The sequence below is a fragment of the Ruegeria sp. E8 genome, from assembly GCF_056533985.1.
The window spans coordinates 28,182-44,831 of the sequence record NZ_JBQFOY010000013.1 but is presented as its reverse complement, the minus strand read 5'-3'; the positions used below and the strand labels follow the sequence as shown (position 1 = coordinate 44,831).

At 60.6% G+C, this 16,650-nt stretch carries 24 protein-coding genes; 15 read left to right on the top strand and 9 right to left on the bottom strand.

What is annotated here, in order from left to right; translation table 11 throughout:
• Positions 1-200: 200 nt before the first annotated feature.
• Positions 201-554: a hypothetical protein gene (locus tag ACR0LF_RS16150; RefSeq protein WP_480581514.1), complete on the top strand. Its 354-nt coding sequence runs from the start codon at positions 201-203 to the stop codon at positions 552-554.
• Here ACR0LF_RS16150 and ACR0LF_RS16145 read toward each other — a convergent pair.
• A complete protein-coding gene (locus tag ACR0LF_RS16145; protein ID WP_480581512.1) occupies positions 551-1,078 on the bottom strand; it encodes a L,D-transpeptidase family protein in 528 nt (175 codons plus the stop codon). The two genes, ACR0LF_RS16150 and ACR0LF_RS16145, sit on opposite strands and share 4 nt — an antisense overlap.
• Before the next feature lie 3 nt (positions 1,079-1,081).
• Positions 1,082-2,254, bottom strand: coding sequence for a MalY/PatB family protein (locus ACR0LF_RS16140; RefSeq protein ID WP_480581510.1), 1,173 nt, complete (start codon positions 2,252-2,254; stop codon positions 1,082-1,084).
• Between the two features lie 94 nt (positions 2,255-2,348).
• Here ACR0LF_RS16140 and def (ACR0LF_RS16135) point away from each other — a divergent pair, with 94 nt between their 5' ends.
• Genes def (ACR0LF_RS16135) through speB form a run of 6 tightly spaced genes read left to right on the top strand, consistent with a single transcriptional unit; the run spans position 2,349 to position 5,678 of the window.
• Entirely contained in the window at positions 2,349-2,867 is a 519-nt protein-coding gene (gene def / locus ACR0LF_RS16135) for a peptide deformylase (protein ID WP_480581508.1), read from the top strand.
• Positions 2,864-3,358, top strand: coding sequence for a peptide deformylase (def, locus tag ACR0LF_RS16130; RefSeq protein WP_480581506.1), 495 nt, complete (start codon positions 2,864-2,866; stop codon positions 3,356-3,358). Before def (ACR0LF_RS16135) ends, def (ACR0LF_RS16130) begins: the two co-directional genes overlap by 4 nt.
• Before the next feature lie 42 nt (positions 3,359-3,400).
• A complete protein-coding gene (gene fmt, locus ACR0LF_RS16125) occupies positions 3,401-4,315 on the top strand; it encodes a methionyl-tRNA formyltransferase (RefSeq protein ID WP_480581504.1) in 915 nt (304 codons plus the stop codon).
• A gap of 6 nt (positions 4,316-4,321) precedes the next feature.
• Positions 4,322-4,558: a hypothetical protein gene (locus tag ACR0LF_RS16120; protein ID WP_480581502.1), complete on the top strand. Its 237-nt coding sequence runs from the start codon at positions 4,322-4,324 to the stop codon at positions 4,556-4,558.
• Between the two features lies 1 nt (position 4,559).
• Positions 4,560-4,796 carry a GlsB/YeaQ/YmgE family stress response membrane protein gene (locus ACR0LF_RS16115; RefSeq protein WP_480581500.1) on the top strand — a complete coding sequence of 79 codons (237 nt, stop codon included), beginning with the start codon at positions 4,560-4,562 and terminating at the stop codon, positions 4,794-4,796.
• Positions 4,797-4,856: 60 nt separating this feature from the next.
• Complete coding sequence (gene speB / locus ACR0LF_RS16110; protein WP_480581498.1) at positions 4,857-5,678, top strand: agmatinase; 822 nt, start codon at positions 4,857-4,859, stop codon at positions 5,676-5,678.
• 1 nt (position 5,679) lies between these two features.
• Here speB and ACR0LF_RS16105 read toward each other — a convergent pair whose 3' ends face one another.
• The 7 genes from ACR0LF_RS16105 to ACR0LF_RS16075 form a co-directional block, all read right to left on the bottom strand.
• A complete protein-coding gene (locus ACR0LF_RS16105) occupies positions 5,680-6,282 on the bottom strand; it encodes a COG3904 family protein (protein ID WP_480581496.1) in 603 nt (200 codons plus the stop codon).
• Between the two features lie 65 nt (positions 6,283-6,347).
• Entirely contained in the window at positions 6,348-6,971 is a 624-nt protein-coding gene (locus tag ACR0LF_RS16100) for a trimeric intracellular cation channel family protein (RefSeq protein ID WP_480581494.1), read from the bottom strand.
• Positions 6,968-7,435 (bottom strand): ribonuclease HI, encoded by a 468-nt coding sequence (rnhA, locus tag ACR0LF_RS16095; protein ID WP_480581492.1) that lies wholly within the window; start codon positions 7,433-7,435, stop codon positions 6,968-6,970. Before rnhA ends, ACR0LF_RS16100 begins: the two co-directional genes overlap by 4 nt.
• Positions 7,428-8,015 (bottom strand): class I SAM-dependent methyltransferase, encoded by a 588-nt coding sequence (locus ACR0LF_RS16090; RefSeq protein WP_480581490.1) that lies wholly within the window; start codon positions 8,013-8,015, stop codon positions 7,428-7,430. The genes rnhA and ACR0LF_RS16090 overlap by 8 nt, the downstream gene beginning before the upstream one ends.
• Entirely contained in the window at positions 8,012-8,464 is a 453-nt protein-coding gene (locus ACR0LF_RS16085; protein ID WP_480581488.1) for a DUF3429 domain-containing protein, read from the bottom strand. The genes ACR0LF_RS16090 and ACR0LF_RS16085 overlap by 4 nt, the downstream gene beginning before the upstream one ends.
• Positions 8,461-9,411 carry a 4-hydroxy-3-methylbut-2-enyl diphosphate reductase gene (gene ispH / locus ACR0LF_RS16080; RefSeq protein ID WP_480581486.1) on the bottom strand — a complete coding sequence of 317 codons (951 nt, stop codon included), beginning with the start codon at positions 9,409-9,411 and terminating at the stop codon, positions 8,461-8,463. The genes ACR0LF_RS16085 and ispH overlap by 4 nt, the downstream gene beginning before the upstream one ends.
• Before the next feature lie 192 nt (positions 9,412-9,603).
• A complete protein-coding gene (locus ACR0LF_RS16075) occupies positions 9,604-10,179 on the bottom strand; it encodes a LabA-like NYN domain-containing protein (protein ID WP_480581484.1) in 576 nt (191 codons plus the stop codon).
• A 141-nt stretch (positions 10,180-10,320) separates the two neighbouring features.
• Between ACR0LF_RS16075 and folK the strand changes: the two genes are divergently transcribed.
• From folK to acpS, 8 genes are all read left to right on the top strand, one after another.
• On the top strand, positions 10,321-10,890 hold the full coding sequence (gene folK, locus ACR0LF_RS16070; protein ID WP_480581482.1) for a 2-amino-4-hydroxy-6-hydroxymethyldihydropteridine diphosphokinase: 570 nt from the start codon (positions 10,321-10,323) through the stop codon (positions 10,888-10,890).
• 94 nt (positions 10,891-10,984) lie between these two features.
• Positions 10,985-11,338, top strand: a complete 354-nt coding sequence (gene rpoZ / locus ACR0LF_RS16065) for a DNA-directed RNA polymerase subunit omega (RefSeq protein WP_117869873.1) — start codon at positions 10,985-10,987, stop codon at positions 11,336-11,338.
• Between the two features lie 26 nt (positions 11,339-11,364).
• Positions 11,365-13,497: a RelA/SpoT family protein gene (locus ACR0LF_RS16060; protein ID WP_480581480.1), complete on the top strand. Its 2,133-nt coding sequence runs from the start codon at positions 11,365-11,367 to the stop codon at positions 13,495-13,497.
• A 16-nt stretch (positions 13,498-13,513) separates the two neighbouring features.
• Positions 13,514-14,212, top strand: coding sequence for a DUF2062 domain-containing protein (locus ACR0LF_RS16055; RefSeq protein ID WP_480581478.1), 699 nt, complete (start codon positions 13,514-13,516; stop codon positions 14,210-14,212).
• The gene (locus ACR0LF_RS16050; protein WP_480581476.1) at positions 14,205-14,951 is read left to right on the top strand and encodes a pyridoxine 5'-phosphate synthase; all 747 of its coding nucleotides are present in this window, start codon (positions 14,205-14,207) and stop codon (positions 14,949-14,951) included. The genes ACR0LF_RS16055 and ACR0LF_RS16050 overlap by 8 nt, the downstream gene beginning before the upstream one ends.
• Positions 14,948-15,571, top strand: coding sequence for a LysE family translocator (locus ACR0LF_RS16045; protein WP_480581474.1), 624 nt, complete (start codon positions 14,948-14,950; stop codon positions 15,569-15,571). Before ACR0LF_RS16050 ends, ACR0LF_RS16045 begins: the two co-directional genes overlap by 4 nt.
• Complete coding sequence (locus tag ACR0LF_RS16040; protein ID WP_480581472.1) at positions 15,568-16,188, top strand: LysE family translocator; 621 nt, start codon at positions 15,568-15,570, stop codon at positions 16,186-16,188. Before ACR0LF_RS16045 ends, ACR0LF_RS16040 begins: the two co-directional genes overlap by 4 nt.
• The gene (acpS, locus tag ACR0LF_RS16035) at positions 16,185-16,604 is read left to right on the top strand and encodes a holo-ACP synthase (RefSeq protein WP_480581470.1); all 420 of its coding nucleotides are present in this window, start codon (positions 16,185-16,187) and stop codon (positions 16,602-16,604) included. Before ACR0LF_RS16040 ends, acpS begins: the two co-directional genes overlap by 4 nt.
• The last annotated feature ends 46 nt before the right edge of the window (positions 16,605-16,650 follow it).

Genomic DNA, 16,650 nt, shown 5'->3' with positions numbered 1-16,650 from the left:
GCAATAGCGTTTCGCCAAAGATAGGCCCAAGCCCGGCATCTTCCTATCCAAGAGCCCGCGCAAAAGCTCTGCACTCGCGCACAGTTGGGGCCGGTATTTCTGTGCAACACCCCTCGGGCCGATCGTGATCTGTGATGAGGTTCACTGGATTTTTACAATCGTTCCGGCACAATAGGAGTCATTCACGGGGGAACGGATTAATGAGTACCTATGTTTCAAAGGAAATACGCGCCGAGTTGGACGCGGCCCGAATCGCAGCATTGAAGAAAGCCAGCCGTTTGCGGGTGGTCGTGTGCGACAATACCTACAAAATCCTCAAATTGTGGAAGGACGGCTTCACGGTTGAGGCTGAAACCACGCCGCGTCTGCGCGGGCTGGTCGATATCTACGATGGGGCCAACCACCTCTACCAATGCCTGATCATCGCGGATGAGGATGAAGGCGGTGAGATGCGGTATGAGTTCAAGCGCAGCACCGTAGCCCATGACAAGGCTCCGCTGGATTTCTATCGCGCGCCGGATGCGCCGATTGCCCTGTTGGGGCACGAGGATTAAGGCCGGATTTCGACGGTCGTTCCGGTTTCGGTCAGGCTCCAAAGCTGCGTCATTTCGGTGTTCGACAGTGCAATACAGCCCAATGTCCAGTCTCCGGGCAGGGTAAAACCGACCACGCCGTTGGGTTGGCCATGGATGAAGATGTCTCCTCCGGGGTCCGTGCCTTGCTGACGTGCGCGTTCGATGTCGTCGGATTGCGGGTAATCAATTCCCAGCGACAGATGAAAGGCGCTGTTTGGGTTGCGCCGATCGATCCTGAACAGACCGACGGGCGTTTTGCCGTCTCCTTCGATCTCTTTGTCCCCCTCCGGGGCAAAGCCCAACGCAATGTCGGCCTGCATCACCACCGCCCCGTCCAGCGTGGCCGTCAGGCGGCGGGCAGCTTTCTCGATCAGAATATGATCAACACGTGTGGCTTCGGGTGCCATCGGCGGGGCCGGCGGGCGCGGTCCATAGCGGTGCCAGCCAATCCAGCCGGCACCTGCGATCAACAGGGCGAGACCTATCAGCCCCAGCCGCCGCATGACTTACTGCAAATCCCCGAAGGCTTGTTTCAGCCGCGCGCAGGCTTCTTCAACCCGCGCCCGTTGCGTGGCGAGGTTGAAGCGTTCGAACGTTTCCCCACCGGTGCCAAAGCCGGGACCTGACGAGGTCGCAATCCGCGCGTCCTCGCGCAGGCGGCGGACAAATTCCGCGTGATCCATGCCGGTGCCCGAGAAATCGACCCAGGCCAGATAAGTCGCCTGCAACGGCATCGACCACAGGCCCGGAATCTCGGCAATGGTCTGATTGAACAATCGCCGGTTGCCGTCCAGATGCGCGACCTGAGCGTCCACCCATTCGGCCCCCTCAGGGCTGTAGGCGGCAGTGATCATCGCCACACCCAAGGCGCTGGGGTCGTAATCCAGCGTCTGCAACCGATGCTTCATGGCCGCGCGCAGTTTGGGGTCGGGGATGATCATGTTGCCGGTCCGCTGCCCGGCGATGTTGAACGTCTTCGACGCCGCGGTCAGTGTCACTGTCCAGGGCCGCGCATCCGGGGCCGCCACATCCATCGGCACGAACTTGGCTCCGTGATAGACCAAATCGTGGTGGATCTCATCCGACACAAGGATCAATCCGTTGCGCTCGGCAAACGCGGCCACGGCGCGCAGCTCTTCCGGGGTCCAGACCCGCCCCGACGGGTTTTGCGGCGAACACCACAGCAGCATCGTCTCGGACCCGTCCAGCCGCGACTGGGCGTCGTCCAGATCAAGCCCATAACTGTCGCCTTCCCGCACCAGCGGGCATTCCACGACCCGGCGGTCCGATTTGTTCACCTTGTGGGCAAACTCATGGTAGACCGGGGTGAAGATCACGATCCCATCGCCCGGCTTTGTCCAGACATCCAGCGACAAAGCAATTGCGTTGCCCAGACCCTGGGTTGTCAGAATCCAATCCGTGTCGATTTCCCAGTCATGCCGGGTTTTCATCCACCATTGGACTGAGGATAGATAATCCGGATGCATCCAGGAATAGCCGAATACGCCGTGATCCGCGGCCTTGTGCACCGCATCGATCACGCAAGGCGCTGTTTGATAATCGGAATCTGCCGTCCACATGGCCAGCCCGTCCTCGGGCGAAACGCCATACAGCATCTCCATCTTGTCCCATTTGGAACTGTTGGTTCCCCGGCGGTCGGTCAGGTCGTTGAAAGTCATGTCTGCTCCGTTCTGTTGGACGAAAGCTAACCGCAAATCGGGCAGGTGCAAGGGGGGCGTTGCGGCGCGGGGCGGGATGGCCTAAATCAGCCTCATGAAACGCAATATCCTGATCCATCCCGACCCCCGCCTGAAGAAGGTCTGCGCGCCCGTGGGCGACCTTACGGACGAGCTGCGCAAACTGGCCGACGACATGCTGGAAACCATGTATGACGCGCCCGGCATCGGCCTGGCCGCGCCGCAGATCGGTGTGCTGGATCGGTTGATCGTGATCGATTGCGTCAAGGAAGAAGGTGAGGCACCGCGCCCCCTGATCATGTTCAACCCCGAGGTCATCGCCTCGTCTGACGAAACCAATGTCTACGAAGAAGGCTGCCTGTCGATCCCCGATCAATATGCCGAAGTGACCCGCCCCAAGGTGGTGGATGTCACCTGGATGGATCAGAACGGCAAACTTCAGCAGGAAACCTTTGACGGGCTCTGGGCCACCTGTGTACAGCACGAGATCGACCACCTGAACGGCAAGCTGTTCATCGACTATCTCAAACCGCTGAAACGGCAGATGATCACCCGCAAGATGCAAAAGCTCAAACGCGAGAAGGCGCGCACATGACCGTCCGCTCCTGCCTGCCGTGGCCAGACAAACGCCTGCGCACCAAGGCCGATGAGGTGAGTGAAATCACCGATGAGATTCGCGCCATCTGGGACGACATGATCGACACGATGGAGGCGATGCCCGGTGTCGGCCTTGCTGCGCCGCAGATCGGCGTGATGCTGCGTCTGGCCGTCGTCGATGGCTCGGCCGAGCGTGGCAAGGCTGTGCGCCTGGCCAACCCGGAAATCCTGCACAGCTCGATCGAGCTGCGCGAACACGACGAGGCCAGCCCGAACCTGCCCGGCGTCTCGGCCAAGATCAGACGTCCGCGCGCTGTAACGGTGAAGTTCCTGAACGAACAGGGCATGGTGGACCGCCGTGATTTTGTCGGCATCGACGCCACCAGCGTGCAGCATCAGATCGATCACCTGAACGGGCGGATGTATTTCGACCGGCTCAGCAAGGTCAAACGCGACATGCTGCTGCGCAAAGCAAAGAAACTGACGTAGGCCGGGATTCAGCCCGGCACCCGTAAACCACCGGAGCCGATCATGCGCGTCATCTTCATGGGCACCCCCGATTTCTCAGTTCCTGTGCTCGATGCGCTGGTCGAGGCCGGGCACGAGATCGCCGCCGTCTATTGTCAGCCCCCACGCCCTGCGGGCCGCGGCAAGAAAGACCGTCCCACGCCCGTTCATGCCCGGGCCGAGGCGCTGGGCCTTCCCGTCCGCCATCCGGTTTCGCTGAAATCAGCCGAGGAACAGGAAGCCTTCGCCGCGTTGAAAGCAGATGTGGCCGTGGTCGTGGCCTATGGCCTGATCCTGCCGCAACCCATTCTCGATGCGCCCAAACAAGGCTGCCTGAACATCCATGCCAGCCTGTTGCCGCGCTGGCGCGGGGCCGCACCGATCCATCGGGCGATCATGTCCGGCGATGCCGAGACCGGAATCTGCATCATGCAGATGGAGGCCGGCCTGGACACTGGCCCTGTCCTGTTGCGACAGGCGACTGCAATCGATCCCGAAGAAACCACCGCGCAATTGCACGACCGGCTTTCGACCATGGGGGCTGCGCTGATCATCGATGCGCTGGCCAGCCTGTCGGACCTGACGCCCCAACCTCAGCCCGAGGACGGCGTGACCTACGCCACCAAGATCGACAAATCCGAGGGCCGCATCGACTGGACACGCCCGGCAGTCGAGGTAGACCGCCAAATCCGAGGTCTTTCACCTTTTCCCGGTGCATGGACCGAGATGGAAGGTGAACGCATCAAGCTGCTGGCCTCGCGCCTTGCCGACGGGCAGGGCGCTCCGGGTGAGGTTCTGAACGACGATCTGCACGTGGCCTGCGGGCAGGGCGCTGTCGAACTGCTGCGCTTGCAAAGGGCAGGCAAAGGCGCGCAGGATAGGGAAACATTTCTACGGGGCTGGGCAATACCAACCGGCACTCGGCTGTCTTCGGAGTAAAACCATATGTTCATGGTGATGATGGGCACCGTCGTGATTGCCGGGATCGTCGGATATCTGTCCGAGAAGACCGGCTTTACTCATAACGGTTATTTGCAATCCATCATCATCTGTGTGGGCGGCGCGTTTCTGTTCTATTTCGTGCGGATCATGTTCGGCATCAGCTTTGGCCCTCCGGGTCTGGATGCGGTGATTTCCTCGGTTGGTGCTTTGATCATCGTGCCAACGCATTGGAGGAAATGACATGCCCATCGTCGCCCTTATCATCATCGGTGCTGCTGCCGGATTTCTGGCCAACCGGCTGATGCGGATCGAGGCGGATATCCCTCCCACCATGCTCATCGGAATCATAGGTGCCCTGATCGGAGGGCTTCTGCTGCGGTTTCTGGCAACCGTCATGGGCTGGATGTCAGGCTTTGTCGGCGCGGTTCTTGGCGCTTTACTGGTGATCTGGATCTGGCAGACATATCTGCGCCGCTAATCCCTTGACCTCAGGCTGCTTCTCCGTCCTGATCGCATCCAGCGATAGGGGAGGATGTCGATGCAGCACGATCTGAAACCGGGTGATGTTGCCCTGATGGGCATTCCACTGGACTTACATTCGTCGTTCCTGCAGGGCCCCGCCTTCGCCCCCGGACGCATCCGCGAGGCGCTTCATTCCGGTGCCGCCAATCTGACCGCCGAAGACGGCACCGATCTGGGCGCGACCGAGCGGTTCCGCGATACCGGTGATCTCGATGTCTTCGAGATGCGAGGGCAAGAACCGATTGACCGCATCGAAGCCCAAGCAGCCAAGCGGATCGCAACAGGCGCGCGCCTTCTGTCGCTGGGCGGGGACCATTCCGTGGCCTATCCGCTGATCAAGGCCCATGCGGACAGGTACCAAGGGCTGAACATCCTGCATATCGACAGCCATCCGGATCTGTATGACACGCAAGACATCGGACCGCTGGGCCATGGCTGCCCCTTTGCGCGGGTCATGGAGACCTGCCCGGTCAACCGGCTGGTACAGGTCGGCATCCGCACCATGAACGCCCACCAACGCGAACAGGCCGACAGGTTCGGGGTCGAGGTGATCGACATGCGCAACTGGAGCCCCGATCTGGAGATCAGCTTCGATGGCCCCGTCTACCTGTCACTGGATCTGGATGCGCTGGACCCGGCCTTTGCCCCCGGCGTCTCGCATCACGAACCCGGCGGGCTGAGCACGCGTGAGGTCATCAACCTGATCCACAGCTTCGAAGGTCAATTGGTCGGTGCGGATATTGTCGAGCTGAACCCGCACCGCGACCCTTACGGCATGACCGCAATGGTTGCTGCGAAGTTCGTCAAGGAAATCGGCGCGCGCCTGCTGACGCGCTGATTTACCGTTCGTCGCAGACCGCAGCCGAACCCAAGGCCGGTGCACCCTTTGTGGTCAAATCATACCGGTTGGCCTCAGCGGCGGTCATCCAGTGCATGCTGTCGGCCGGGGCAGCAAACAGGGTGTACCAGTAAAACTCCTCATCCACGCCGATGTCTCTGAAATAGTCCAGATATCGATCATGTTCCGGGTCGTCCTCGGGCAGCTCGGTCGCAACCAGCCCTGACCCGGCCCAGCTGTGGACACCGACACAGGCCCCCGGTTGCAGGACGCGGCGCTTTCCGGCCAGAAACAGATCGGTGCCCCCGCTGGCAACCAGACCGTTCGAGGGCACGACCGTGTCGAACCCAGCCCTGCGCACCTCGCGGCTGAAGACGACATTTGCATCATCATCCACCGACCCCTCGATGTATTGCAGGACCAGCGTGCGGGCTTCGGGGTATTCGGCCGTTACTTCCTCAAAGGCGGACAGCGTTGTTTCATCAATCGTGCCCGAGGCGATGATCTGATCGCCCTGAGCGACGAAACTGACAGGGTTATAAACCTCGCCACATGAGGCCAGCAGAGCCAGACAGGCTGCAATCGATGTAAGTCTGAAAGTCACGTTGGCCTCCGGGCTGTGCATTCCAAAGAGGTATCAGCCCGCCCTTGCCGCGTCTACCAACAGGCTCAATTGCGTGGCGGACGGCTTTTGTAGACGGGCAACTGCCAGCCAAACACCAGTGATCCGGCCCGCAGCGCCCAGCACACAAGGGCGCAGAGGCTCAACGCAAATACGGGTTCCAGTCCCAGCCTAACGGCCAGAACCGTCGTCAATGCCCCGGCAAATGCGCAGGAGACATAAAGTTCACCCTGTTTCAGCACCAGCGGCACTTCGTTGCAGACCACGTCCCTCATCAGCCCGCCCAGACACCCGGTTGTCACACCCATTAACACGACAATGACACCGGATTGGCCTAACGATAGCGCCGCACCGGTTCCGGCCGCGACCGCAACCGACAGGGCGAAACTGTCCAGCCAGACCAGCCAGTTGTAGCGGCTTTCCACCAGATGCGCGGTAAAGAACACAAGAACTGCCGCTGCTACGGCAATCAGAATGTAATCCGGTTGCCCCACCCAGAAGATCGGGTGCCGGTCCAGCAACAGGTCGCGCACGGTACCGCCCCCGACCGCAGTCAGGCAGGCCATGAAGGCGAACCCGACCAGATCCAGCTGAGCGCGACTGGCCACCAAGGCCCCGGTCAGCGCAAAGATCAGAACCGAGGCATAATCCAGCAGGGTCAGTGCGGTCACGCCTGCGCCTTTTTGGGTTTGAACGGCGCCATGCCTGCGCGCGCCAGCTCATCGGCCTTTTCATTTTCCGGATGGCCTGCATGGCCCTTGACCCATTCCCATGTCACATCGTGCCGCTCCTGCGCCTCATCCAGACGCTGCCACAGATCGACATTCTTGACCGGTTTCTTGTTCGACGTTTTCCAGCCGTTCCGTTTCCAGCCAAAAATCCAGCCGGTGACGCCGTTCTTCACATAGGCGCTGTCGGTGACGATGGTGATCTTTGACGGGCGCTCCAGCGTCTCCAACGCGCTGATGGCGGCCAGCAGTTCCATCCGGTTGTTGGTCGTCTCGGCCTCGCCGCCGTTCAGCTCGCGTTCTTTCAGAACCCTGTCCCCGTCCATTGCGCGCAGCAGAACGCCCCAGCCTCCGGGGCCGGGATTGCCGGAACAGGCACCATCGGTATAGGCAAAAAGGTCAGGCATGGGCGAACACCAGAATGAACCCGTCATACGATCCGGCCAGTCCCTTGCCCATGCCTTGGACTGCGCGATCAATCGTGAACCCTGCCGCGTGCAGGGCGTCTGTGATCTCGGCCTCAGTGTAATAGGTGTAGTAGCGATCCAGTTCGTCCCGGTGTTCACCAGTGCCCAGCTTCATCCCCAGAAACAGTTGCCCTCCGGGTTTCAGAGCCGTGTGGATCGCTTTCAGATGACCCGGGAAATCAACGCGCGGCGCGTGCAGCAGGGAAAAGCTGGCGTAAATGCCGTCATATTTGGCGGTCTCTGTGACGTCGTCAAACGTACCCAGATGCGCGTCCACACCGTTTTCGCGGGCATGTTCGACAAAGGCGGGCGTGGCATCCAGCGCCCGAACCTTCAGCCCCTGCCGCATCAGGAAACTGCTGTCCGACCCGGGACCGGACCCCAGATCCAGCACATACCCACCGGCGCCAACCGCATCTGCGAAAGCCTGACGGGCCTCAAGCTGTTCGGGTGGCAGGGGGATGTTCAGATATTCCGCCACCCTGTTGGTATAAGCGGTGATTGTGCGTGTATCGGTCACAGGTACACTCCGACTGCAAGGCTGGCCAAAACGACGGCGGTTAGCAGGATGCGCAATTGCATCCACCAGACCGGCGTCAGCCGCCAGTATGAAAACAGGGCGTCCAGCAGCAGCAGGCCCGCGAACCCGTACATCAGATTGGTGCCCGCATTGACCGGCCCGCCACCCGTCATGACAAAGGCCCAAAGGGCCGGCAGAACCGACAGCAGATAGCACAGGGCTGCCTTGCTGCCCGAGGTCTTGGTGGCAAAGCCCCAGAGAACGCCGGACATGAAGCTCAGGATGACCGAGCCATAGAACAGCTGCACATACGGCCCCACAAAGCGCGGGCCAAATGTCTTCGCGCCCCAGGCGTTCAGATCACCATTCAGGTAAGTCAACGCGCCCCAGACAAACGGGATCAGCCCGGCAAGCCCAAGATAGAGCGGTGCCTTCGGCACTCCGCTCACGCCGGCTGCCTCAATACGCGGGGCACTTTGAACTCGACGTTTTCGACGGCCGTTTCAACCGGCTCGACGGTGACATCGTAGTGATCGCGGAAGGCGTCTATCACCTCGTTCACCAATAGTTCCGGAGCCGACGCACCCGCAGTGACGGCCACGGTCGAGATCCCCTCAAGCGACCGCCAGTCGATCTCGGTGGCCCGCTGCACCAACTGCGCATACTGGCACCCCTCGCGTGAGGCGACCTCGACCAGACGGCGTGAATTCGACGAGTTTGGCGCGCCCACGACCAGCAAGGCATCCGCCTTGGGGGCCACGGCTTTCACCGCCTCCTGCCGGTTCGTGGTGGCGTAACAGATGTCTTCCTTGTGTGGGCCGACAATGGCGGGGAACCTGGCCTGAAGGGCGGCTATGATGTCCTTGGTGTCATCAACCGACAGGGTGGTCTGGGTGACAAAAGCCAGTTTCTGCGGATCGCGCACGTCGACCGTGGCCACATCGTCCACGGTTTCGACCAGCAGCACATCGCCCTCGGGCAATTGCCCCATGGTGCCGACCGTTTCGGGGTGGCCTTTGTGGCCGATCATGATCATCTGCAACCCGGCATCTGCATGGCGCTGGGCCTCGACATGCACCTTCGAGACCAAAGGGCAGGTCGCGTCCACATAGATCATCTCACGCTCGGCGGCTTCGGCGGGTACGGATTTCGGTACGCCATGGGCGGAAAAGATCACCGGGCGGTCATCGGGGCATTCATGCAGCTCTTCGACAAACACAGCCCCCTTGGCGCGCAAGCCATCGACCACGAATTTGTTGTGCACGATCTCATGACGCACATAGACCGGGGCCCCCCATTTCTGCAGGGCCATCTCAACGATCTTGATGGCGCGGTCCACACCGGCGCAGAACCCGCGCGGGGCGGCCAGGTAAAGTGTCAGTGGTGGCTTTGTCATTGGGCTGTCTCCTTACGGCACAGGTAAGTCTTTTCCCGGCCATGGTCCAGACAGGACAGTGTCATTCATCTGACACGAATCGATGCTAGTCAGGTGATGTTTCAGCACCTGTACCTAGTTAAAGAAGCGCGGTCAGAACCATTGGTCCTGACCGCGCGAAATTTTCCCCATCATGTCAGACGTTTTGCCTGATCAGCCGTTGCTGGCAACTGCTACGCTGCGAGGCTCTGCCGGCATTTCGCGCGGCGGGCGCCCGATGACGTCGCGCAGGTCTTCCAATTCGATGAAATTGTCGGCCTGACGGCGCAGCTCGTCCGAGATCATCGGCGGCTGGCTGCGAATGGTCGACACGACCGACACACGAACGCCCTGACGTTGCAGGCTTGCGATCAGCGGACGGAAATCTCCATCGCCCGAGAACAGCACGATATGGTCCACACGTGGCGCAAGTTCCATGGCATCGACGGTGAGCTCGATATCCATGTTTCCTTTGACTTTACGGCGCCCCATGCTGTCGGTGTATTCCTTGGCCGGTTTGGTGACCATGGTGAATCCATTGTAATGCAGCCAATCAACCAATGGGCGGATCGGCGAGTATTCGTCGTTTTCCAACAGCGCTGTGTAGTAGAAAGCCCGAAGCAACTTGCCACGGCGCATGAATTCCTGCCGCAGAAGTTTGTAGTCTATGTCGAAACCGAGAGCTTTTGCCGCAGCATAAAGATTCGAGCCATCGATGAACAGCGCTAGCCGTTCGTCCTTATAAAACATAAATAGTCCCTTCCGGTATAATCCAGACCGCGCCGCGTTACGTGAGTGAGTGAGTGATAAAATGACGCGCTCTGGTAGGCCTATAATTAGAACTTTTGTCGATTATCGCAAGTATGCAGTGTGTCGAATGTAGGATATCACATGAGCAAATCCATGCCAAATGCCGTTGTTGCGCTGGGCGCAAATCTCGATTTGAGAGGAAACGGTCCCAATGTGACGCTACAACATGCACTTGATGCGCTTTCGCGTCAGGGTGAAGTGATTCGCTCGGTCAGCCGATTTTTTGCCACGCCGTGCTTTCCTGCCGGGGCCGGGCCGGATTATGTGAACGCTGCAGCGCTGATTGCAACCGGGAAATCCCCGGCCGAGCTGTTGCAGGTTCTGCACGAGGTCGAACACGAGTTTGGGCGGGAACGGATACAGCGCTGGGGGATGCGGACGCTGGATCTGGACCTTGTCTGTTTCGACGATCAGGTCCTGCCGGATCGCGCCACGTTTGACCGCTGGCTGACCCTGCCGCCCGAGGCACAGCGGCAAGAGGCGCCGGATCAACTGGTTCTGCCGCATCCGCGCCTTCAGGATCGTGCTTTTGTGCTGGTACCCATGGCCGATATCGTCCCGGATTGGCGCCATCCAGTTCTGGATCGCACGGTTTCCCAGATGGTCTCTGCCCTGCCTGCGGCAGAGGTTGCGGCGGTCACGCCGCTGTGATCCCTGCAAATGCAGCATTTCCTGCTTGTCAAGGCGCGGATTCGCGCTTAGATAAGCCTCTTCCTGACATGGATTCAGAAACGGAGAGCGCCCCATGGCCCGCGTGACGGTTGAAGATTGCGTAGACAAGGTTCCAAACCGGTTCGAGCTGGTGATGCTTGCCGCCCATCGGGCGCGTGAGATTTCCGCCGGTGCTGCGATTACCGTTGACCGCGACAACGACAAAAACCCTGTCGTGTCCCTGCGTGAGATCGCCGACGAAACCCAAAGCGCGGATGAACTGCGCGAGCGTCTGATCGAGGCGAACCAGACCCAGATCGAGGTTGATGAGCCTGAAGAAGACCAGATGGCGCTGCTGATGGGTGCCGAAACGGACAAACCCGCCATGGACGACATGTCCGAAGAGAAGCTCCTGCGCGCTCTGATGGAGGCTCAAGGCCAGGGGTAAGCCCTAAAGACGAAGGTGCGGACCGGATGATTTCTGCTGACGACCTGATTGCGCTGGTCCGCAACTACAATCCCAAGACGAATGCCGATCGCATCGCGCTGGCCTATGAGTTCGGCCAGCAGATGCATGAGGGGCAATACCGCCATTCCGGCGAGCCTTATTTTACCCATCCCGTTGCCGTTGCCGCCATCCTGACCGAACAGCGTTTGGACGATGCGACGATCATCACCGCCCTGCTGCACGACACGATCGAGGACACCAAGGCCAGCTATGGCAAAGTGGCCGAACTGTTCGGGGATGAGGTCGCCAAGCTGGTCGATGGCGTCACCAAGCTGACCAACCTGCAGCTTTCCAGCCGCGAGACCAAGCAGGCCGAGAATTTCCGCAAGCTGTTCATGGCGATGTCCAAGGACCTGCGGGTCATTCTGGTCAAGCTTGCCGACCGTCTGCACAACATGCGTACGATCAAGGCGATGCGCCCTGAAAAACAGGTGATCAAAGCGCGCGAGACGATGGACATCTACGCGCCGCTTGCGGGCCGGATGGGGATGCAATGGATGCGCGAGGAACTGGAAGACCTCGCCTTCCGCGTCCTGAACCCCGAAGGCCGCCAGTCGATCATCCGCCGCTTCATCACCCTGCAACGGGAAACCGGCGACGTGATCCACCGCATCACCGGCGACATGCGGCACGAACTGGAAAAAGCCGGGATCGAGGCCGAGGTGTTCGGCCGCGCCAAGAAACCCTATTCGATCTGGCGCAAGATGCAGGAAAAGGATCAGGGCTTCTCGCGCCTGTCCGACATTTATGGGTTCCGCATCATCACCCGGACCGAAGAAGACAGCTATCGCACGCTCGGTGCCATCCACCAGCGCTGGCGCGCGGTGCCGGGGCGGTTCAAGGATTACATCAGCCAGCCGAAATCGAACGGCTACCGCTCGATCCACACCACGGTTTCCGGGCGTGACGGCAAACGGGTCGAGGTTCAGATCCGCACCCGCCAGATGCACGACGTGGCCGAAACCGGCGTTGCCGCGCATTGGTCCTATCGCGACGGTGTGCGCTCGGAAAACCCGTTTGCAGTCGATCCGGCCAAATGGATCGCGAACCTGACCGAACAATTCGACAGCGAAGATGATCACGAGGATTTCCTCGAAGCCGTCAAGCTCGAGATGTATTCGGACCAGGTCTTCTGCTTCACTCCCAAGGGTGACGTGGTGAAGCTGCCGCGCGGGGCGACGCCGATTGATTTTGCCTATGCCATCCATACCCGGATCGGTCACGCCTGTGTCGGGGCCAAGGTGGATGGCATTCGGGTACCGCTCTGGACGCGGCTGAAAAACGGCCAGTCGGTGGACATCATCACCGCAGACGGTCAGACGCCGCAGGTCACATGGCTTGAGATTGCAGTTACCGGCAAGGCCCGTACCGCCATCCGCCGCGCCCTGCGCGAAGTGGATCGTGAACGCTTCATCAAGCTGGGCAAGGAACTGGCGCGGTCGGGTTTCGAACATGTGGGCCGCAAGGCCACTGACAAGGCGCTGGATACCGCTGCCAAACACCTGCGCCTGAAGGACCGGCACGAGCTGCTGGCCCGTCTGGGCAGCGCCGAACTGACCGCCCATGAAGTGGTCGAGGCCGTCTATCCCGAGCTTGCCAAAGATGACGGCGATGCCATTCCGCTGCGCCGTGCGGTGATCGGTCTTGAGCCGGGGCAGAAGTTCGACCGTGCGCCCTGTTGTCAGCCGCTGCCGGGGGAGCGTATCGTCGGCATCACCTATCGGGGCAAGGGCGTTGTCGTGCACGCCATCGATTGCGACAGGCTCAGCGAGTTCGAGGGCGAACCAGACCGCTGGGTCGATCTGCACTGGCATTCCGGCACCCATCCGGCGGTCTATGGCGCGACTCTGGATCTGACCATTGGCAACGATGCCGGGGTTCTGGGGCGCATTTGCACATTGATCGGCGAGAAAAAGGCCAATATTTCGAACCTGGAATTTGTTGACCGCAAACCGGATTTTTACCGTCTGCTGATCAATGTCGAACTGCGCGACCTTGAACAGCTGCATTCGCTTATGCTGATGCTCGAGGCGGAAAGCGACGTTGCAGCGGTCGAACGGTATCGGGACCGGCCTAAGACCGCAGTTGCGGCTGGCTGAGAAGGGGTGATCACGGGTGGTATTCAAGCGCCGAGACCGACGCTCTCCAGTCCAGATCGCATCGGAATTCGTTTATCCGCGTGGCGGATGGACCCGCGCCTTTCATTACGTCAAGCACCGTGTCCGGCGGTTGCCGGATTCGCCTGACCGCATTGCGCGCGGCATCGGGGCAGGGGTGTTTGCCGCCTTCACCCCGTTTTACGGGCTTCATTTTCTGGTGGCCGCTATCGGTGCCCGACTGATCAAGGGAAACATTCTGGCCGCGCTCAGCGGTACGTTTTTCGGCAACCCGCTGACCTATGTTCCGATCGGGGTGATCTGCCTTCAGACCGGGCATTTCCTGCTGGGCACCGAATACGAAGAAGGCGACACGCAGGGCCTGATGGGCAAGTTTGCCGATGCCATCGGGGACCTCAAGAACAATTTTCTGGCCTTGTTCACCGATCGCGTGGCCGACTGGCACGGGCTGGCGCAGTTCTATGATGACGTCTTCTACCCCTATATGATCGGTGGCATCATCCCCGGCATCGTGGCGGGTGTGATCTGCTACTACCTCAGCCTGCCCCTGATCCTCACTTACCAGCAGCGTCGCCGCGCCAAGATCAAAGCGAAGTTTGAGGAAATCAAACGTTTGGCCGAAAAATCGACTGCCGTTTCCCCGGCAGAGCCTCTAGGCTCGGGCCAAACTGTTCAAAAGGAATCGACTGATGTCTGACAACCAACTGCGTCTGGGTGTGAACATCGATCACGTCGCCACCGTGCGCAACGCGCGGGGCGGGGCCTATCCCGATCCGCTGCGCGCCGCCAAACTGGCGGAAGAGGCCGGGGCCGATGGCATCACGGCGCACCTGCGCGAAGACCGCCGCCATATCTCGGACGCCGATATCGACGGGCTGATGGAGGTTCTGTCGGTCCCGCTGAACTTTGAGATGGCCGCGACGCCCGAGATGCAGAAAATCGCCCTGCGCCACAAACCGCACGCGGTCTGCATCGTGCCCGAAAAGCGCGAGGAACGCACCACGGAAGGCGGGCTCGAAGTCGCGCGCGAAGAAAACAAGCTGGCCCATTTCATCGCACCGCTGCGTGATGTCGGCTGCCGCGTGTCGATCTTCATCGCCGCCGATCAGCGCCAGATCGAAGCCGCCCACCGCATCGGCGCCGAAGTGATTGAGCTGCACACCGGCGCCTATTGCGACGCCCATGCCGAAGGTCGCATGGACGAGGCCGCGCGCGAGCTTGAATCGCTGCGCCAGATGTCCGCCTTCGCCCATTCGCTGGGGCTCGAGGTTCATGCAGGTCACGGTCTGACCTATGACACCGTCAAGCCTGTTGCCGCCTTCCTCGAGGTGAAAGAGCTGAATATCGGCCACTTCCTGATCGGTGAATCGATCTTTCTGGGTCTCACCCCGGCCATTGCCGAGATGCGCCGCCTGATGGACGAGGCGCGCGCGTGATTACGCCCGGCTTTGTCGCCATCTGGCTGGCCTGGCTGATGGCTGGCGGCTCTCCGGGGCCTGCCACGATGGGCATTGCCGGAACCGCGATGAACGAAGGCCGCCGTGCCGGTCTGGCCTTCTCGCTGGGCATCTGTGCCGGTTCCGCCGCCTGGGGCATTGCCGCTGCTCTGGGCCTGTCGGCGATCATGCTGGCCAATGTCTGGGTCTTCGAGGTGATCCGCTATATCGGCGTGGCCTATCTGGGCTGGCTGGCCCTCAAGGCCCTGCGCCGCGCGATTACTGCGGATGACGTCGCTTTGGGCAAACCGGTCACAGGCTCGCTGCCGACGATCTTCGCCAAGGGCGCGGCGATTCACCTGACAAACCCCAAGGCGATCCTCAGCTGGGGCTCGATCTACGCCATCGTCGCGCCCAATGATGCCAGCCTGTCGATGCTGCTGGGCTATTTCGCCATGCTCTATGCCGGATCGCTGCTGATTTTCATCGGCTATGCGTTCCTGTTTTCCTCCGAGCGCATGGTCCGCACCTACCGCCGCGCCCGCCGCTGGTTCGATTTCGCCTTTGCCGGGTTCTTCGGGGTGGCGAGTTACAAGATCCTGACGGTGCGGTTGGGATGATGGATTACACTGCGCTGATCTCGACGGCATTGACGTTCTTTGTGGTGGCGGTTTCACCCGGCCCCGCAAACATCTCAAATGCTGCAATAGCAATGAAATTTGGCCGCAAAACCAGCCTAACTTACGGTGCCGGTCTGTCCTGTGGTCTGGCATTCTGGGGCCTTGTTGCCGCCAGCGGCATGGGGGCAGTTCTTCAGACATCAATCTATCTGCTGATGTTGCTCAAAATTCTGGGCGGCCTTTATCTGCTGTGGCTCGCGTGGCAATCCTTCAATTCGGCTGTTAAACCCGGCAATGATGCCGAGGGTCCATCCGGCGGTGGGCGCTGGTTTCTGCGCGGGCTGATCCTGAACATGTCAAATCCGAAATCTGTGATCGCATGGATGGCGGCATTGTCGATTGGGCTTGGACCAGATGACGGTTTGCTGAATGTGGCGCTCGCCACTCTAGCCTGCGTAGTGGTTGGTACATTGAACAACACCCTGTATTCAATTCTGTTCTCGGTGGATGGCATGATGCAGGGCTATCGTCGCTGCTGCCGCTGGATTGACGGAGCCGCAGCCGGGTTGTTTGCGTTGGGCGGCTTCGGTTTGATAAGGTCGGCGTTCTCCAGATGATCCTCGGCATCGGCACAGACCTCGCAAATATTGACCGCATCCAGGGTACGCTCGACCGGTTCGGCGACCGCTTCCGCAATCGTGTCTTCACCGACACCGAACAGCACAAGGCCGAACGCCGCGCCGATACGGCCGGAACCTACGCCAAACGCTGGGCCGCGAAAGAGGCCTGTTCCAAGGCGCTGGGTACCGGCCTGCGCATGGGTATCGCTTGGAAAGACATGGCCGTCACCAACCTGCGCACCGGCCAGCCCGTGATGCATGTGACCGGATGGGCGGCCGAGCGCCTCAGGGAAATGACCCCCGACGGGCACGAGGCGATCATCCACGTCACCCTGACCGATGATCACCCCTGGGCGCAGGCCTTTGTGGTGATCGAGGCCCGCCCGCTTCAAGAAGCGCCTGCGCAGCCTTGACTTGCCCCCACCTGACCCGCATGTAGCACCCCAACCACGCATAGAC

What these genes read in the sequence shown, in the direction of transcription:
- ACR0LF_RS16150 (WP_480581514.1), top strand. Translation starts at nt 201, where the DNA reads ATGAGTACCTATGTTTCAAAGGAAATACGCGCCGAGTTGGACGCGGCC.
- ACR0LF_RS16145 (WP_480581512.1), bottom strand. Translation starts at nt 1,078, where the DNA reads ATGCGGCGGCTGGGGCTGATAGGTCTCGCCCTGTTGATCGCAGGTGCC.
- ACR0LF_RS16140 (WP_480581510.1), bottom strand. Translation starts at nt 2,254, where the DNA reads ATGACTTTCAACGACCTGACCGACCGCCGGGGAACCAACAGTTCCAAA.
- def (WP_480581508.1), top strand. Translation starts at nt 2,349, where the DNA reads ATGAAACGCAATATCCTGATCCATCCCGACCCCCGCCTGAAGAAGGTC.
- def (WP_480581506.1), top strand. Translation starts at nt 2,864, where the DNA reads ATGACCGTCCGCTCCTGCCTGCCGTGGCCAGACAAACGCCTGCGCACC.
- fmt (WP_480581504.1), top strand. Translation starts at nt 3,401, where the DNA reads ATGCGCGTCATCTTCATGGGCACCCCCGATTTCTCAGTTCCTGTGCTC.
- ACR0LF_RS16120 (WP_480581502.1), top strand. Translation starts at nt 4,322, where the DNA reads ATGTTCATGGTGATGATGGGCACCGTCGTGATTGCCGGGATCGTCGGA.
- ACR0LF_RS16115 (WP_480581500.1), top strand. Translation starts at nt 4,560, where the DNA reads ATGCCCATCGTCGCCCTTATCATCATCGGTGCTGCTGCCGGATTTCTG.
- speB (WP_480581498.1), top strand. Translation starts at nt 4,857, where the DNA reads ATGCAGCACGATCTGAAACCGGGTGATGTTGCCCTGATGGGCATTCCA.
- rnhA (WP_480581492.1), bottom strand. Translation starts at nt 7,435, where the DNA reads ATGCCTGACCTTTTTGCCTATACCGATGGTGCCTGTTCCGGCAATCCC.
- ispH (WP_480581486.1), bottom strand. Translation starts at nt 9,411, where the DNA reads ATGACAAAGCCACCACTGACACTTTACCTGGCCGCCCCGCGCGGGTTC.
- ACR0LF_RS16075 (WP_480581484.1), bottom strand. Translation starts at nt 10,179, where the DNA reads ATGTTTTATAAGGACGAACGGCTAGCGCTGTTCATCGATGGCTCGAAT.
- folK (WP_480581482.1), top strand. Translation starts at nt 10,321, where the DNA reads ATGAGCAAATCCATGCCAAATGCCGTTGTTGCGCTGGGCGCAAATCTC.
- rpoZ (WP_117869873.1), top strand. Translation starts at nt 10,985, where the DNA reads ATGGCCCGCGTGACGGTTGAAGATTGCGTAGACAAGGTTCCAAACCGG.
- ACR0LF_RS16060 (WP_480581480.1), top strand. Translation starts at nt 11,365, where the DNA reads ATGATTTCTGCTGACGACCTGATTGCGCTGGTCCGCAACTACAATCCC.
- ACR0LF_RS16050 (WP_480581476.1), top strand. Translation starts at nt 14,205, where the DNA reads ATGTCTGACAACCAACTGCGTCTGGGTGTGAACATCGATCACGTCGCC.
- ACR0LF_RS16040 (WP_480581472.1), top strand. Translation starts at nt 15,568, where the DNA reads ATGATGGATTACACTGCGCTGATCTCGACGGCATTGACGTTCTTTGTG.
- acpS (WP_480581470.1), top strand. Translation starts at nt 16,185, where the DNA reads ATGATCCTCGGCATCGGCACAGACCTCGCAAATATTGACCGCATCCAG.